The sequence below is a fragment of the Aliiroseovarius sp. CAU 1755 genome, assembly GCF_054482655.1.
Genome location: NZ_JBTLRH010000001.1, coordinates 26,884 through 41,809 on the forward strand (window position 1 = coordinate 26,884; position 14,926 = coordinate 41,809).

19 protein-coding genes are annotated in these 14,926 nt (G+C 58.3%); 6 read left to right on the forward strand and 13 right to left on the reverse strand.

Annotated elements, in window-relative coordinates:
- Positions 1–89 precede the first annotated feature (89 nt).
- From acpS to folK, 6 genes are all read right to left on the reverse strand, one after another.
- Complete coding sequence (acpS, locus tag ACXYMP_RS00155) at positions 90–503, reverse strand: holo-ACP synthase (RefSeq protein WP_298570793.1); 414 nt, start codon at positions 501–503, stop codon at positions 90–92.
- Between the two features lie 31 nt (positions 504–534).
- On the reverse strand, positions 535–1,287 hold the full coding sequence (locus tag ACXYMP_RS00160; RefSeq protein ID WP_458903564.1) for a pyridoxine 5'-phosphate synthase: 753 nt from the start codon (positions 1,285–1,287) through the stop codon (positions 535–537).
- A gap of 44 nt (positions 1,288–1,331) precedes the next feature.
- Positions 1,332–1,979 (reverse strand): DUF2062 domain-containing protein, encoded by a 648-nt coding sequence (locus tag ACXYMP_RS00165; RefSeq protein ID WP_458903566.1) that lies wholly within the window; start codon positions 1,977–1,979, stop codon positions 1,332–1,334.
- A 30-nt stretch (positions 1,980–2,009) separates the two neighbouring features.
- Entirely contained in the window at positions 2,010–4,148 is a 2,139-nt protein-coding gene (locus tag ACXYMP_RS00170; protein ID WP_458903568.1) for a RelA/SpoT family protein, read from the reverse strand.
- A gap of 32 nt (positions 4,149–4,180) precedes the next feature.
- The gene (gene rpoZ / locus ACXYMP_RS00175) at positions 4,181–4,537 is read right to left on the reverse strand and encodes a DNA-directed RNA polymerase subunit omega (protein ID WP_298570787.1); all 357 of its coding nucleotides are present in this window, start codon (positions 4,535–4,537) and stop codon (positions 4,181–4,183) included.
- Positions 4,538–4,621: 84 nt separating this feature from the next.
- Positions 4,622–5,218, reverse strand: coding sequence for a 2-amino-4-hydroxy-6-hydroxymethyldihydropteridine diphosphokinase (folK, locus tag ACXYMP_RS00180; RefSeq protein ID WP_458903571.1), 597 nt, complete (start codon positions 5,216–5,218; stop codon positions 4,622–4,624).
- Positions 5,219–5,319: 101 nt separating this feature from the next.
- On the opposite strand from folK, the gene ACXYMP_RS00185 reads away from it, so the two are divergent.
- From ACXYMP_RS00185 to rnhA, 4 genes are all read left to right on the forward strand, one after another.
- Positions 5,320–5,880, forward strand: a complete 561-nt coding sequence (locus ACXYMP_RS00185; protein ID WP_298570783.1) for a LabA-like NYN domain-containing protein — start codon at positions 5,320–5,322, stop codon at positions 5,878–5,880.
- Between the two features lie 144 nt (positions 5,881–6,024).
- Positions 6,025–6,975 carry a 4-hydroxy-3-methylbut-2-enyl diphosphate reductase gene (gene ispH / locus ACXYMP_RS00190; RefSeq protein WP_298570781.1) on the forward strand — a complete coding sequence of 317 codons (951 nt, stop codon included), beginning with the start codon at positions 6,025–6,027 and terminating at the stop codon, positions 6,973–6,975.
- Between the two features lie 27 nt (positions 6,976–7,002).
- A complete protein-coding gene (locus ACXYMP_RS00195; RefSeq protein WP_298570779.1) occupies positions 7,003–7,632 on the forward strand; it encodes a glutathione S-transferase family protein in 630 nt (209 codons plus the stop codon).
- Positions 7,625–8,077: a ribonuclease HI gene (gene rnhA, locus ACXYMP_RS00200; protein WP_298570777.1), complete on the forward strand. Its 453-nt coding sequence runs from the start codon at positions 7,625–7,627 to the stop codon at positions 8,075–8,077. Before ACXYMP_RS00195 ends, rnhA begins: the two co-directional genes overlap by 8 nt.
- An 18-nt stretch (positions 8,078–8,095) precedes the next feature.
- Here rnhA and ACXYMP_RS00205 read toward each other — a convergent pair whose 3' ends face one another.
- The 5 genes from ACXYMP_RS00205 to def (ACXYMP_RS00225) are packed head-to-tail and all read right to left on the reverse strand — an operon-like array spanning position 8,096 to position 11,006.
- Complete coding sequence (locus ACXYMP_RS00205) at positions 8,096–8,758, reverse strand: hypothetical protein (protein WP_458903574.1); 663 nt, start codon at positions 8,756–8,758, stop codon at positions 8,096–8,098.
- 57 nt (positions 8,759–8,815) lie between these two features.
- Positions 8,816–9,055 (reverse strand): GlsB/YeaQ/YmgE family stress response membrane protein, encoded by a 240-nt coding sequence (locus tag ACXYMP_RS00210; RefSeq protein ID WP_298570773.1) that lies wholly within the window; start codon positions 9,053–9,055, stop codon positions 8,816–8,818.
- 39 nt (positions 9,056–9,094) lie between these two features.
- Positions 9,095–9,994 (reverse strand): methionyl-tRNA formyltransferase, encoded by a 900-nt coding sequence (gene fmt / locus ACXYMP_RS00215; protein ID WP_458903576.1) that lies wholly within the window; start codon positions 9,992–9,994, stop codon positions 9,095–9,097.
- A complete protein-coding gene (def, locus tag ACXYMP_RS00220; protein ID WP_458903578.1) occupies positions 9,991–10,488 on the reverse strand; it encodes a peptide deformylase in 498 nt (165 codons plus the stop codon). Before def (ACXYMP_RS00220) ends, fmt begins: the two co-directional genes overlap by 4 nt.
- Positions 10,485–11,006, reverse strand: a complete 522-nt coding sequence (gene def / locus ACXYMP_RS00225) for a peptide deformylase (protein WP_458903580.1) — start codon at positions 11,004–11,006, stop codon at positions 10,485–10,487. Before def (ACXYMP_RS00225) ends, def (ACXYMP_RS00220) begins: the two co-directional genes overlap by 4 nt.
- Positions 11,007–11,144: 138 nt before the next feature.
- Between def (ACXYMP_RS00225) and ACXYMP_RS00230 the strand changes: the two genes are divergently transcribed.
- Both ACXYMP_RS00230 and ACXYMP_RS00235 read left to right on the forward strand, forming a co-directional pair.
- Positions 11,145–12,317, forward strand: coding sequence for a MalY/PatB family protein (locus ACXYMP_RS00230; RefSeq protein WP_458903582.1), 1,173 nt, complete (start codon positions 11,145–11,147; stop codon positions 12,315–12,317).
- A gap of 86 nt (positions 12,318–12,403) precedes the next feature.
- Positions 12,404–12,946, forward strand: coding sequence for a L,D-transpeptidase family protein (locus tag ACXYMP_RS00235; protein WP_458903584.1), 543 nt, complete (start codon positions 12,404–12,406; stop codon positions 12,944–12,946).
- 27 nt (positions 12,947–12,973) lie between these two features.
- Here the strand turns inward: ACXYMP_RS00235 and ACXYMP_RS00240 are convergent, their stop codons facing one another.
- Together ACXYMP_RS00240 and ACXYMP_RS00245 are read right to left on the reverse strand one after the other, a co-directional pair.
- Positions 12,974–13,327 carry a hypothetical protein gene (locus ACXYMP_RS00240; protein WP_298570761.1) on the reverse strand — a complete coding sequence of 118 codons (354 nt, stop codon included), beginning with the start codon at positions 13,325–13,327 and terminating at the stop codon, positions 12,974–12,976.
- Positions 13,328–13,402: 75 nt separating this feature from the next.
- Positions 13,403–14,872: a cryptochrome/photolyase family protein gene (locus ACXYMP_RS00245; RefSeq protein WP_458903586.1), complete on the reverse strand. Its 1,470-nt coding sequence runs from the start codon at positions 14,870–14,872 to the stop codon at positions 13,403–13,405.
- Positions 14,873–14,926 lie beyond the last annotated feature (54 nt).

The following is a 14,926-nucleotide window of genomic DNA, read 5'->3' on the forward strand; positions in this document are numbered from 1 at the left end:
GTCGAGCCGATCCACGCCGGCCCTTTGGGGGTGTGGGCGATATGGGCGGATGCGCGCGCGGAGTCAAGTTGACCCCGCCGCCTTTGCCATCAATCCGAAGTGAATTCGACCGGTCGCGCTTCGATCACCACAAAAGCCTGCGCCCAAGGGTGGTCATCCGTCAGAGTGACGTGGATCGTCGCCGCGTGGCCGTCAGGCGTCATTTCAGCAAGCCGGTCTGCCGCCCAGCCCGTCACCGCCATGACCGGTTGACCCGTGCGCAGGTTGCTGACCGCCATGTCGCGCCAGCTGATCCCCATGGCAAGCCCGGTGCCCAACGCTTTCGAGCACGCCTCTTTCGCCGCCCAGCGTTTGGCCAAGGTGCCCGCCTCGTCTTTGCGACGCGCAGCTTTTGCCAGCTCGGTCTCGGTGAACACGCGGTGGCGGAAACGATCGCCGAACCGGTCCAACGTGCCCGCGATCCGGTCGATATTCGCAAGGTCCGTGCCGATGCCAAGGATCATTCAGGCCTCCGTTGAGGGCGATCGAGGCCCGTCATCCACGCGCCGCGTCCATCAAACGACGCATCTCGGAAAGAACGTCGGGAAGTCCGCGAAAGATTGCCTCTCCAATCAGGAAATGGCCGATGTTCAGTTCCATCACCTCGGGCATCGCGGCGATGGGGGCGACGGTGTCATAGGTTAAACCGTGGCCCGCGTGCACCTCTAGTCCCAACGAATGGGCGAGCGTCGCGCCTTCGCGCAGGCGCTCAAGCTCTGCATCGCGTTCGTCAAACCGACCTTCGGCATGCAGATCGCAATAGGCACCTGTGTGCAGTTCGATCACCGCAGCACCAATGCGGGCAGAGGCTTTGATCTGCTCTGGGTCAGCGGCAATGAACAGCGATACACGACACCCAGCGTCGCGCAGCGGGGCGATGAACTCGGCCAATTTGTTGTCCTGACGCGCAACTTCCAGCCCACCTTCGGTGGTCAGCTCTTCGCGCTTTTCGGGCACAAGACAAACCGCATGGGGTTTGTGACGCAACGCGATGGTCAGCATTTCTTCGGTCGCAGCGCATTCAAAATTCAGCGGTGTTGTCAATTCTGCGACCAGCCGTTCGATGTCATCATCCAGAATATGGCGACGATCTTCACGAAGATGGGCGGTGATGCCGTCGGCTCCGGCTTCTTCAGCCAGCTTCGCGGCGCGAACTGGGTCAGGGTATGCCGATCCGCGCGCATTGCGCACCGTTGCGACGTGGTCAATATTTATGCCCAGTCGCAATTTGGCGGTCTGATTGATCATGTCGCGTCCCTTTCGTTGCTCGCAATATGTCGACGCGCCAAGTCTTACGTTTTTTTCTGCGCTTCGCCAGCCTCGTCTCGCGCAGCCCTAAGTCGTTTTTCATATCGCTCTTTCAGCTTCTTGATACGACGACGCTGATAGGCATGGATGACAGGGTTTGACAGAGCGTAACCAATTGTCGCTGCAACAATGCCGGGAAAGAGACACCCCACCAGATAGGGAAGGAATACGCGATCATAGAGCTCGGAAAGATTGGTCCAATCCACAACCCCGCCTGTGAAGGGCGCTTTAATGTTTGACCAAAAGTCCGTCGTCGCAGCGGCGGTTTGCGAAATGATTTCAGGAAGGTGGACACTGGACGGCTGGCCCAACATCGCATTGCCCAGATTGACCGAAATCTCGGCAATCAGGGGAAATGTCAGCGGATTGCCGATAAATGTCGCCAGCAAAGAGGCCAGAACGTTGCCACGTATAGTCCAGGACAGGATAGCGGCAGTTAGAAAATGCAGCCCGTAAAACGGTGTGAACGAGGCGAATATCCCTGCCGCAATCCCGCGCGAGATACGGTGCGCCGGGTCCGGCAAGCGTCTAACACGATAGATCACATAGCGCGATGCGCGATACCACCCGCCGCGTGGATAGAAAAATTCCGCGATTATACGCAGATAGGAGCGCGGGTTTCTCTTGAACACGGGTGATCCCTTTCGGCCAATAACGGCGAACTACGGTTTGCGGGTGATATCCCTGTGCCTACGAACTTCGGCAACGTCACTATCCGCTTCAAGTGTCAGCATGATGGCGTGCAAATGTTCGATATCGCGCAATTCCACATCAACAATCAGACGGTAAAAATCCGGCTTCCGATCCAAAAACCTCAGGTCCGAGATATTGGCCTTCTGCTCGCCGATCAATGTGCAAATTCGCCCCAGCACGCCCGCATCATTCGAAATGGTCAGGCTGAAACTGACGGTGTGAATAGGCGGATGCTGTCCGGCATGCCAGTGCAGATCAACCCAACGCGAGCTGTCTTCGTGCAGCTCGGCCAGCGCTTCACAGTCGATCGTGTGCACCATCACACCCTTGCCGCGATACGAAATACCCACGATCCGTTCACCGGGAACAGGCTGGCAGCATTGCGCGCGGGCAAAGTCCTGCCCAGCCTCAAGCCCAATCACGAAGGAATCGCCGTCAATCTCGTCTTCTTCGGCAGCAATTTCCGGATAGAGCGCTTCGATCACGTTACGGGCCTGCAGCTCTGCCGAGCCAAGGCGCGCAAGAAGCTCTGACGCGTCCTTCAGGCGCATTTGCTTGGCGGCCGTGGTCAGTGCTTTGTCTGTTGCTTTGCGGCCCACATGTTCAAATGCCACGCGCGCCAGTTCCCGCCCCAACCGCACGAACCGTTCGCGATCCACGCTGCGCAGACTTTTGCGAATGGCGGCCTTGGCGCGCCCTGTGACCACAATGTCGATCCACGTGGCTTGGGGGCTTTGCCCTTCGGCTGTCATGATCTCGACCGACTGGCCGTTCTTGATGCGTGTCCACAGAGGCACCCGGATACCGTCCACTTTGGCCCCAACACAGCTGTCGCCAATTCGGGTGTGGATCGCATAGGCAAAATCCAGCGGCGTCGCACCGCGCGGCAGCTTCACAACTTCGCCTTTCGGCGTGAAACAGAACACTTGGTCTTGATACATTTCAAGCTTCACATGCTCTAGAAACTCGTCATGATCTTCTGCGGCTTCGAACCGCTCCGTCAGCGATGAAATCCACTTGGCCGGGTCAACGGCAAACGGGTTCTCTGCCCGCACACCATCCTTGTAGGACCAGTGCGCGGCGACGCCTGCCTCGGCCACGTCGTGCATTTCGCGAGTGCGAATCTGCACCTCGACCCGTTTTCCATCCCGGCCGGAAACGGTTGTATGGATCGACCGATAGCCGTTGGATTTGGGCTGACTGATATAGTCCTTGAACCGCCCCGGAATGGCACGCCAGCGTTGATGGATCACCCCCAGAACACGATAGCAATCAGCCTCGTTTTCGGTGATGACGCGAAAACCATAGGTATCCGACAGGCGCGAGAAGCTCTGGTTCTTCTCCTCCATTTTGCGCCAGATCGAATAGGGCTTTTTGGCGCGACCAAAAGCCTCTGCCTCGATGCCAGCCTTGTCCAGCTCCAGCCTGATATCGCTCGTGATCTTTTCGATCACATCGCCGCTTTCTTTCTGAAGCCGCAAGAACCGACGTATGATCGAACTGCGGCCTTCTGGGTTCAGCACGTGAAAGGCTAGGTCTTCCAGTTCTTCACGCATCCACTGCATACCCATGCGCCCGGCAAGCGGTGCGTAGATATCCATTGTCTCGCGCGATTTCTGCACCTGCTTGTCAGGTCGCATCGCGCGGATGGTGCGCATGTTGTGCAGTCGGTCGGCAAGCTTCACCAAAATCACGCGCAGGTCCTTGGACATTGCCATGAAAAGCTTGCGGAAGTTTTCGGCCTGCTTCGTTTCAGAGGAGCTAAGCTGCAGGTTTGTCAGCTTGGTGACCCCGTCCACCAGCTCTGCGACATCGCTGCCAAACAGCTTCGAGACTTCGGAATAGGTTGATCCGGTATCTTCGATCGTGTCGTGCAAAAGCGCTGTGATGATGGTCGCATCATCCAGTCGCATGTCCGCCAGTATCTCGGCGACAGCGAAAGGGTGCGTGAAATAGGGCTCGCCAGAATGGCGGGTCTGACCTTCGTGCATCCGTGCGCCATATTCATACGCCGCACGGATCAAATCAGTTTTGGATTTCGGGTTGTAGCGGTGGATCCGGTCAACCAGCCCATCGAGATCAAGGTCAAGATCTGGAAGATCGTTCATCCGGTCCGCCACCCGCGGGGTCTAAGCGCCCCTTAGCCCTGACCTTGCGCTTCCATCAGCGCACGCAGAAGCTTTTCTTCAGACATGTCATCATCAGCCGGTTTGTCAGACGCTTCTGCACCCATAAGAAGCGACATGTTGTCGTCTTCGGGTTCGTCAACTTCGATCTCGGTCTGATGGCTTTCGATCATGCGCTCGCGCAGTTCGTCAGCTGTCTGGGTTTCGTCTGCAATTTCTCGCAGGGCAACGACAGGGTTCTTGTCGTTGTCTCGATCGACCGTAAGTCCGGCGCCTGCCGAAATCTCTCGTGCGCGATGCGACGCAAGCATCACCAGTTCAAACCGGTTCGGCACTTTGTCTACGCAATCTTCAACCGTCACGCGGGCCATGACTTAACTCCATTCCTTGCAAGGGGATGTGAAACGCCTATCTAGGGCCCTTGCCGCGCATATACAAGCGAAAACAGGGCTGATTCAGGGGGACGGAATGGCGATTACGCCCTTTTTTTCCGCCTCTGGCAGGTCATGAGCCATCTCGCGCACGGTTTTGCCTGTGATGGGGTGGATCCAGTCTGGGGCGACGTCGGCTAAGGGAATCAGCACAAATGCGCGTTCGTGCATCCTTGGGTGCGGTAGAACCAATTGGTCAGGGGCAATCCTTTTTTGGTCCTCCAAAGGAAGATCCATCCATTGCCTTAGAACCTCAGCATCCGGCAGGACCTGCGATTCATAGGCCACCAGATCGATATCAAGTGTGCGCTGCGCCCAGCGCGATGGACGTTCGCGACCGAATGCGTCTTCCACCTGATGGAACAATGCCAACAGATCTTTTGCGGCCAAGTCGCTGTCCAGTCCGATTGCAACATTCACGAAATCAGGGCCCGCACCCACCGGAAAGCAAGCTGTGCTATAATAATCCCCGATATGGGTGATTCTCAGGCCCAGTGCGGCAAGATGACGAATTGCGTCTCGCACTATTTTTGCTGACTGTTCCAAAGTTGACGTGGCGTTACTTCCAAGTAAAACCAGCACTTTTGGACAGGTATCTTGCCAAATTGTTACTTGCGACACGGTGTCGAGTCCCTAGATTGCATCGGATGTTTCTTCGTTGATTGTTTTCTTCATTACCACTCACGGATTTGATCAGCGAAGAGAATTTGAAAGGATCAATTATGTTCTATCGAGACGAACGGCTTGCGCTGTTCATTGATGGTTCAAATCTCTATGCGGCCGCCAAATCGCTGGGTTTTGACATCGACTACAAACTTCTCAGGCAGGAATTCATGCGACGCGGCAAGCTTTTGCGTGCGTTCTACTACACCGCCCTGCTTGAGAATGACGAGTATTCGCCAATCCGCCCCTTGGTGGACTGGCTGCACTACAACGGCTTTTCGATGGTGACCAAGCCCGCGAAAGAATACACCGACTCGATGGGTCGGCGTAAGGTCAAGGGCAATATGGATATCGAGCTGACTGTCGATGCGCTGGAACTTGCGCCGCATATCGACCACGCTGTGATCTTCTCTGGTGACGGCGATTTCAGACCCCTGGTCGAAGCGTTGCAACGGCAGGGGGTTCGCGTTTCTGTCGTCTCAACCATCCGCAGCCAACCGCCTATGATCGCAGACGAATTGCGTCGCCAGGCGGATAATTTCATTGAGCTGGAGGAACTGAAGGACGTGATCGGTCGCCCGCCTCGGGAATTTGAACGCACCGACGCGCCGGATGCGTAACCTAAGTTAGCAGCACGCTAAAGGCCGGGGACTTCTCCGGCCTTTTTATGTGCAGGCGCCCGCGTGCCTGTGCCGCGGTCAGGTTTGCAAGGCACTAGACCTTTCGGGACAAAATGCGTAGCCATTGCTGCATCGGAGGACCCCATGACAAAGCCCGCCCTCAAACTGTTTCTTGCTGCGCCCAACGGCTTTTGCGCCGGGGTGGACCGTGCCATCAAGATCGTCGAAATGGCGATCGAAAAGTGGGGGCCGCCAATCTATGTGCGCCACGAGATCGTGCACAACAAATTCGTCGTGGATGGGTTGCGCGCAAAGGGGGCTGTCTTCGTCGAAGAGCTTGACGAATGCCCGAATGATCGGCCAGTCATTTTCTCGGCCCACGGCGTGGCCAAAGCAGTCCCTGCCGAGGCAAGCCGGCGCGAAATGGTCTATGTTGATGCGACCTGCCCGTTGGTCTCCAAAGTCCACATCGAAGCAGAACGCCACCACCAATCCGGCCTTCAGATGGTCATGATCGGACACGCGGGACATCCCGAAACCGTCGGCACGATGGGTCAGTTGCCCGAAGGCGAGGTGTTGTTGGTCGAAACCGTGGAAGATGTGGCGCATCTTGCACCCCGCGACCCGGACCAGTTGGCGTATATTACCCAGACAACCCTTTCCATCGACGACACCGCCGCTATCGTCGAGGCACTGCGGGCGCGGTTTCCCAAGATCATCGGCCCACACAAAGAAGACATTTGTTATGCCACCACCAATCGGCAAGAGGCCGTGAAAGCCGTGGCGCCCAAGGTGGATGCCCTCCTAGTGATCGGGGCGCCCAACAGCTCCAACTCGCGCCGCTTGGTCGAAGTCGCCCGCGCCAGCGGCTGCGACTATGCCATGCTTGTGCAACGTGCGACAGAGATCGACTGGCGCGCCATCGACGGCATCCGATCGGTCGGTTTGACGGCGGGCGCATCCGCCCCACAGGTTCTTGTGGACGAGGTGATCGACGCCTTTCGCGACCGGTTCGATGTCACTGTCGAACGGGTTGAAACCGCCAAGGAAGACATCGAGTTCAAAGTGCCGCGTGTCTTGCGCGAACCCGCGTAAGTCGTTGGTAAAGTTGAGATACCTGACATGTTGACCCTCTACTCCATGCCCAGCTCTGGCAATAGCTACAAGGTGCGGTTGTTGCTGGCACTGCTCGGACGACCGTACCAACACGTCGCGTGTGAAACGCAATCGGCTGCACTGGACGCAGCAAAGACTGAAGGCAAGTTGCCGCAAGGCAAGGTGCCTGCGTTGCACCTTGAAACTGGCGAAGTGCTTGGGGAATCCAATGCCATCTTGTGGTATCTGGCAAGCGGCACCGATTGGGTGCCGACCGATTCTTTGTCCCAGGCGCAGATGCTTGGCTGGATGTTCTTTGAACAAAACCGACACGAGCCGGTCATCGCCGTGCGCGCCTCGCTGTTGTGCTATCCCCACCTTGCGCGCGAGGCGACACCCGAGGTTTTGAGCGATCTGCTAAGTTCCGGTCAGCACCTTCTGGCGATTCTGGATCAAGGGCTGGAGGGCCGCAACTGGCTCTGCTGCGATCGGCCAACCATCGCGGATATCAGCCTGTATGCTTATACCCACACCGCCGAAAGCCGAGGCGGCTTTGATCTGTCACCCTTCAAGAATGTGCGCGCTTGGCTCAGCAGAATGGGGTCGCTTCCGGGGTATATCGCTTTGACAGACATGGCAGGACAACGGGATGGCTGAGTTCTTCGCCTACACAGACGGCGCTTGCTCTGGCAACCCCGGCCCCGGCGGTTGGGGTGCGCTTTTGCAGGCCCGAGAGGGCGACACCGTCGTCAAAGAACGCAACCTGAAAGGTGGCGAAGCTGAGACCACCAACAACCGCATGGAACTGATGGCGGCGATTGTCGCGCTTGAAACCTTGGGCAAACCCTGTGCCATTACGGTCATCACAGACAGTGCTTATGTGAAAAACGGGGTAACGGGTTGGATCCATGGATGGAAGCGAAACGGTTGGAAAACCGCGTCTAAAAAGCCGGTGAAAAACGTCGAGCTTTGGCAACGTCTGGATGACGCCCAGGCACGCCATCATGTGACCTGGGAATGGGTGAAAGGGCATGCAGGGCACCCGGAAAACGAACGCGCAGACGAACTGGCCCGCGCCGGAATGGCGCCTTTCAAAGACTAACGCTTGGACCCAGACAGGTCAGAATTCCAGCCACAGACCCAGGGCGACTTCGTCCTTGATTGCGCCTTCTACAGCACGGGTCCATTCAAGATGCATGTGCCTTCCGTCGCCAAACTCCCACGCGACTGATGGGATGGCATTGATCCGCACGCTATCCCCCACTGTCAGCACATCAAGCGCCATCATCGTCATGACACGCTTGTGCGGCATAAGCCCGACCAGTGCATAGGCACCAAAGTCCGAGCCCCATGTGTCGGTTGAGACCTGCGCACTAAACTCGACGTCCAACCAGCCGGGTCCCAGTGCTGTCTCGAACCCTCGACCAAGATGAAATGCTGGTGTCAGGAACTGGTTTTCTTCGTTCCCTTCGATCCCAAGGCTCAACGCTTTGCGAAGCGCGCCTTCGCTGTCCGGGAAATGCCAGCGGCCAAAGATCTGAGCAAAGGGGATATCCTTTTGAGTGACATCATAGTCCAACCCGCCACCCAAGGTGAAACGATTGGTCAGCCCATATTCACCATAACCGCTGACCAGCGTGATATCCGTGAGGCTTTCGGTTTCTGAGCTTACATGCGCAGAAACGAACCCGTCGCCCTTGGCGCGCGGCCAAGCTCCGGCCAATGCCGGGTCATTGCAAAAAAGAAGCACACCAAGCGCCAAGACCAAAATCCGAACCATCATAGGACGACTTTGGTGTCGATTGGTTAACCAATGCTTAAAGAAACGTCAGAAAGAGCGTCACGACCGACCGCTATACCGTTGCCACAGCCAGATTACGAAAACCGCACCGACCACCGCACCGACAAAGCCGAAAGCAAGACCTGTCAGCATCAGAATGAACCGCAGCAGCAAGCCGCCAATCAGCGCACCGGCCACACCGATGGCAACAGTCGTCGCCACGTCAGTTCTGAGGTCCATGATCCGAGTGGCCAGAAACCCGGCCGCCGCACCAATAATGATAAGCATGATTACAGGCATGCCGTTAATATGGCTGTGCAGGCTGCAAATTGTAAGGGGCTAACCCACCCGTTCAGGCAGATCGAAGCCACGCAAGAAATCAGCGCTGTCCATCGCGCGCTTTCCGGGCCGTTGGGCGCGCAGGATTTCGACAGCGCCTTCACCGCATGCGATGGTCAGACCGTCCAACACCTGACCCGGCGCCCCCAAGCCATCCACGACACGCGACGCGAGCAGCTTCACTTGTTCGCCCCCCATATCGCATTTCGCACCGGGAAACGGCGACAGCCCACGGATCAGCCGGTCCACCTCAACGGCCGGGCGGGTCCAATCGACCTGCGCCTCGGCCTTGTTGATCTTGTGGGCATAGGTGACACCGTCCTCAGGTTGCGGCACGGGGGTCAGGTCGGGCAAGCGGTCCAGCGCCTGAACAATCAGACGCGCACCCATTGCGGACAGGCGGTCATGTAACTGGGCGGTGGTTTCCTCAGCGCCAATCGGTGTCGCCTCGCGCAGCAGAACCGGGCCGGTGTCCAACCCCGCCTCCATCTGCATGATGCAAACGCCGGTCTCGGCGTCCCCCGCCATGATCGCCCGATGAATGGGCGCGGCCCCCCGCCAGCGGGGCAGAAGCGAGGCGTGGATATTCAGACACCCATGCTTGGGCGCATCAAGAACTGCTTGCGGCAGGATCAGGCCATAGGCCACGACCACCGCAACGTCAGCGTTCAACGCGGCAAACGCCGCCTGTTCATCGGCACCCTTCAACGACACCGGATGGCGCACCAGAAGCCCCAGTTCCGCGGCCCGGGCGTGAACCGGACCGGGCCGGTCCTTCTTGCCGCGCCCGGCGGGGCGTGGGGGCTGGCAATAGACAGCGGCGATGTCGTGCCCAGCATCCACCAGAGCCTCCAACACCGGCACCGAAAAATCGGGCGAGCCCATGAAAACCAGCCTCATCGCACCAGTTTCCTTGCTTTCTTGATCAGCATATCGCGCTTCACCTTGGACAGATTGTCGAAATACATCCGCCCATTCAAATGGTCGATCTGGTGCTGGACCGAGGTGGCCCAGATGCCGACGAAATCCTGTTCCTGCTCCGCACCGTCTTCGTTAAGAAACCGCACCGTGACCGCGCGCGGGCGGCTGATCACGGCTGACACGCCGGGCAGGTTCGGGCTGGCTTCTTCATGGTCGCGAAATTCGATCGAGCGGTGCAGGATTTCCGGGTTCGCCATCCGGACCGCCTTGCCACGTTCGTCGGACGCATCGACGACCGCCAGACGCTGCATGATCCCCAACTGAGGGGCCGCCAGACCAACGCCCGGCATGGCGTCCATCGCCTCAATCATCTCATCCCAGATGGCGCGGGTGTCGTCCGTGACCTCGACCACCGGCTCAGCCGCTGTGCGCAGGCATTTGTGCGGATATCTCAGAAACGGGCGATGGGTCACATCCGCGCCATTTCGCGTTTCAGCTTTTGCATCTTGCGGGTGATCATCTGCCGCTTCAGCGGTTTCAGATAGTCGATGAACAGCTTGCCGTTCAGGTGGTCGATCTCGTGCTGCACACAGGTCGCCCACAGCCCGTCAAAATCGCGCTCCTGCACGTTGCCGTCACGGTCGACCCAACGGACCGAGACCTCTTTCGGGCGCGTCACTTCAGCGTATTGGTCGGGGATCGACAGGCAGCCTTCCTCGTAAGTATTCAGATCGTCGGACGACAGAAAAACCTCGGGGTTGAACATGATCATCGGCTGGGGCGGCTCGCTGTCGTCACGTACACAATCCATTACGATCAGCCGCGTCAACACGCCCACCTGCGGCGCGGCCAGACCGATGCCCGGCGCGTCATACATGGTTTCCAGCATGTCGTCGGCCAACTGGCGTAGCTCGTCAGACAAATCTGGCACCGCTTCGGCAACCTTCTTGAGGCGCGGATCAGGGTGAATAAGGATCGGTTTAATACTCATGCGGTGGATTTAGGGGATGAGCGCTCGCTGCGCAATGGTTGCGTCAGAACGAAGCGGTGAAACCTCTTGTCACACATGACGCAACTCGACTTGCACCTGCCGTCCAAACCGCTACCGTGCCACCAGAAAGGAGACCCCATGAGTTTCGAAAAGATCATCGACCGCCGAGGCACCCATTCGTCCAAGTGGGACAAGATGGAGAAGCTGTTTGGCGTCTCCCCCGAAGACGGGCTGGCCATGTGGACCGCCGACAGCGACTACCCCACAGCTCCATGTGTAATTGATGCGGTAAAGCGTGCCGCAAATCACGGTGTTTTCGGTTATTCTTGGGAATATCCCGAGTATCTGAACGCCGTCGCGTGGTGGATGAAGACCCGGCACGGCTGGGATGTCGACCCGCAGTGGGTCTTGACCAGTCAGGGGCTGGGCAATGCGATTGCCCTGTGCCTGAACGTCTGGAGCGAACCGGGCGACGGTATCGTGATCTTCACACCCGTCTATCATGAATTCGCGCATAAAGTCCGGAAGAACAACCGCGAGGTGGTGGAATGTCCGCTGGCCCTAAACGGCAACCGATATGAGCTTGATCTGGACGACGCGCAATCGCGCCTGACAGGCAACGAAAAGATACTTCTGTGGTGTTCACCGCAAAACCCCTCGGGCCGGGTTTGGAGCGAAGACGAACTGCGCGCGGTGGCTGAATTCGCGGACCGCAACGATCTGTTGCTGGTGTCGGACGAAATCCACCACGATCTGGTCTATCCCGGAAACACATTCGTTCCGATGGCGGTTGCGGCACCTGACGCACGATCGCGGATGGTGACACTGACCGCTCCGTCAAAGACATTCAACATCGCCGGTCAGCGCACCGGCAACATGATCATCCCGGACAGTCGGCTGAGGGCCGAGATGCACAACCAGCTCAACAAGCTGGACTATGCACCCGGCATGTTGGCCGTGGCGATGATCACCGCAGCCTATTCGCCCGAAGGGGCGGTTTGGGTGGATGAACAGATCGCCCATCTGGCGCGCAACAAAGCCCTGTTCGACGAAGGCATCAACAGCATTCCGGGCGTGTCATCCATGCCCCTGCAGTCCACTTATCTGGCTTGGGTCAACTTTGCAGGCACCGGTATGTCGCATGAGGAAGTTGAGGCCCGCATTCGCGATGATGCCAAGATCGCTGTCAGCCCCGGCCCGGCCTTCGGCACCGGTGGCGATGGGTTCCAGCGCTTCAACCTCGCCACCCAAGGCGCGCGGGTCGAAGACGCCGTGGCGCGCATGAAGCGGGCATTCAGCGACCTTCAATAGTGCCGTTGACGGCAGGGAATCGCCCAGAGAGATTCACATTGTTATTCGGGCTTGAACAAGTGGCGCGCATGTAACAAATGCGCGCCATGAACAGATTGGCCCGCTTCTTCTCTCGCCTGTCCCTATTGGCTTCGATTGGGTTGGTCAGCGTGATCCTCTGGGACCGGTATACGCCACCTGCCCCACCGGCGACATTAGAACCGATCAACGGGCAGATCGACCGCATCCTGATCGACAAGTCAGAGCGTAAGATGACGGTCTTTCAAGACGACACGATCGTTCGCACATACGAAATCGCACTGGGCTTCACGCCCGAGGGCGACAAGATGCTCAAAGGTGATGGCAAAACACCAGAAGGCATTTTCAAGATTGACCGGCGAAATGATCAAAGCGCGTTCCATTTGTCTTTGGGGCTCAATTACCCCTTGGCGGAAGACCGGGCACGTGCCGCTGCCGATGGTGTCAGCCCCGGTGGCGATATCTTCATTCACGGCCAGCCCAACGGACGACAACGTTTCGAACCGATATTGCACGATTGGACAGATGGGTGCATCGCGCTCTCTGACGCTGAGATCGAGGAGTTATGGGGCGTAACATCCATCGGCACCGAAGTCGAAATCACCCCGTGACCACTGGCGAAATCCGGCACGCTTTGACTAGCGTTTCTCTTCAATCAGGGCGACAGGCGCGCTCTCTTCCGGCGCGAAATCAAGGGGCGCGTGGTCATGCGCTTCGGCCTTGCGCTTGAAGTCGTATTTCATTTGCCCCTCTTCTTCTTCGGACGCGATGATCAAACACTGATATAAGTGTCGCGACCCGTCATAGAGGTCTACAAGCCCGCGCAGATGGGGCGCGCGTTCGGCGTCCAGGGAAAACCCTGTTTCCCAGAATTTCAGCACTGGAAAGACCTCTTCGTTCACACGAATCCGAAGCCTGCTTTTCTTCTTGAGGTCTTTCTTGCGTGCGGCTTCCAGCCCTTCACGCACCTCTTTTGGCAAAAATTCCAGCATGTTCCACCTCCAAACCCAGCCCATGATGGCATGGAAAGTGTAACGGTCAAGTGAAGGATTGGATTTGATGGTCGTTCAGTCGGGGTCCGTTGGTGGATTCGACAGGGACTTAAACGTCTCCAGCGCTGCGTTCCGCGCGGTCGCGTGATCCACCATAGGCTGGGGATACGTTGTGCCAAGAACAATGTCCGCGTCGGCAAGCACATCCGCCGGGGCCGTCCATGGTGCCGCCAGATATTTGTCCGGCAGGCTTGCGATTTTGGGCACGTATTGGCGGATATAGGCCCCGTCCGGGTCAAACTTTTCGGCTTGTGTCATCGGGTTGAACACGCGGAAATACGGCGCGGCATCGGCGCCGCAACCCGCCACCCACTGCCAACTGGCCGCGTTCGAGGCCAGATCACCATCCACAAGCGTATCCCAGAACCAATCGCGCCCCGCACGCCAGTCGATCCGCAGATGTTTCACCAGAAAGGACGCAACCACCATGCGCACACGGTTATGCATGTATCCGGTTTGCCAAAGCTCGCGCATGCCTGCATCGACGATGGGATATCCGGTCTGGCCTTTTTGCCATGCGGTCAGGTCATCCGTGTCATAGCGCCATGGGAAGTCGCGAAATTTAGGCTGAAACTCGGTGTCCTCGAAATCGCGGTTGTGAAACAGCAGATAGGCCGCGAAATCGCGCCAGCCCAGTTCTGCGCGAAACTTCTCGGCATCACGGCCCGCCATCTGGCCCAGATGCTCGGCACGGTCCAGCGCCGCCCAGATCTGGCGCGGGCTTATGTTGCCGGACTGCAAGAAGGGCGACAGGCGCGAGGTGTGCGGTTCCGCCGGGAAGTCACGCCCCTTGGCGTAACCTTGCGCGCCCTCTTCCAGAAACGCGTCCAGCCGGTCCAGCGCGCCCTCTTCTCCGGGCTGCCACAGCGGTGTGAACCCTTCGGCCCAATTGGGCGCTTTGGGCAACAGGTCGAATTCATCAAGCGAGACGGAAGCGACTTCATCGGCGAACGTGATGTCCTTCGGCACCGGCAACGGGTCACCAAGGCCCGCGGTGCGGATTTCTTCGCGGCAGGCGCGCCAGAAGGGCGAAAACACCTTAAACGGTGTGCCGGATTTGGTCGTGACCCGCCATGGCTCCAGCAGGTATCGGCCGGGATGGCTGTGCACAGTGCAGCCTTGTGCGGTCAGATCGGCCTTTAACGCGGTGTCGGCGGCGACCTCGTCGGGCGTGTAGCGTCGGCTCCAATAGATATGGGTCGCGTCTGTCTCCTTGCGCAGATCAGCCAATACATCGGCCGTCGCACCTGTGCGCAACACCAGTTGCCCACCGAGGTCAGCCAACTGCTTTGCCAGCGCGTCCAACGCATGGTGAAGCCACCAGCGCCGCGCACCACCGGGCGCGTAAGGCGCATCCGGGTCCAGAATGAACGCACAGGTCAGGCACTGGCCCGACTGCGCCGCAGCGGTCAGCGCGGGGTGATCCAACAGCCGCAGGTCGTCGCGAAACAGTAAAATCGCATTGGACTGATCAGGCGTGCTCATCCTCTGTCCTTATGTTGGGCCGCTTTACCAGAAATATACGCGCAACTGCCGGGT

Bases quoted from the DNA above. Each gene is read 5' to 3' on its own strand.
- acpS (WP_298570793.1), bottom strand. From the start codon at position 503: ATGATCCTTGGCATCGGCACGGACCTTGCGAATATCGACCGGATCGCG.
- ACXYMP_RS00230 (WP_458903582.1), top strand. From the start codon at position 11,145: ATGAGTTTCGAAAAGATCATCGACCGCCGAGGCACCCATTCGTCCAAG.
- ACXYMP_RS00170 (WP_458903568.1), bottom strand. From the start codon at position 4,148: ATGAACGATCTTCCAGATCTTGACCTTGATCTCGATGGGCTGGTTGAC.
- ACXYMP_RS00195 (WP_298570779.1), top strand. From the start codon at position 7,003: ATGTTGACCCTCTACTCCATGCCCAGCTCTGGCAATAGCTACAAGGTG.
- rpoZ (WP_298570787.1), bottom strand. From the start codon at position 4,537: ATGGCCCGCGTGACGGTTGAAGATTGCGTAGACAAAGTGCCGAACCGG.
- rnhA (WP_298570777.1), top strand. From the start codon at position 7,625: ATGGCTGAGTTCTTCGCCTACACAGACGGCGCTTGCTCTGGCAACCCC.
- ACXYMP_RS00235 (WP_458903584.1), top strand. From the start codon at position 12,404: ATGAACAGATTGGCCCGCTTCTTCTCTCGCCTGTCCCTATTGGCTTCG.
- ACXYMP_RS00160 (WP_458903564.1), bottom strand. From the start codon at position 1,287: ATGATCAATCAGACCGCCAAATTGCGACTGGGCATAAATATTGACCAC.
- ACXYMP_RS00210 (WP_298570773.1), bottom strand. From the start codon at position 9,055: ATGCCTGTAATCATGCTTATCATTATTGGTGCGGCGGCCGGGTTTCTG.
- ACXYMP_RS00240 (WP_298570761.1), bottom strand. From the start codon at position 13,327: ATGCTGGAATTTTTGCCAAAAGAGGTGCGTGAAGGGCTGGAAGCCGCA.
- ACXYMP_RS00245 (WP_458903586.1), bottom strand. From the start codon at position 14,872: ATGAGCACGCCTGATCAGTCCAATGCGATTTTACTGTTTCGCGACGAC.
- def (WP_458903580.1), bottom strand. From the start codon at position 11,006: ATGAGTATTAAACCGATCCTTATTCACCCTGATCCGCGCCTCAAGAAG.
- ispH (WP_298570781.1), top strand. From the start codon at position 6,025: ATGACAAAGCCCGCCCTCAAACTGTTTCTTGCTGCGCCCAACGGCTTT.
- ACXYMP_RS00185 (WP_298570783.1), top strand. From the start codon at position 5,320: ATGTTCTATCGAGACGAACGGCTTGCGCTGTTCATTGATGGTTCAAAT.
- fmt (WP_458903576.1), bottom strand. From the start codon at position 9,994: ATGAGGCTGGTTTTCATGGGCTCGCCCGATTTTTCGGTGCCGGTGTTG.
- ACXYMP_RS00205 (WP_458903574.1), bottom strand. From the start codon at position 8,758: ATGATGGTTCGGATTTTGGTCTTGGCGCTTGGTGTGCTTCTTTTTTGC.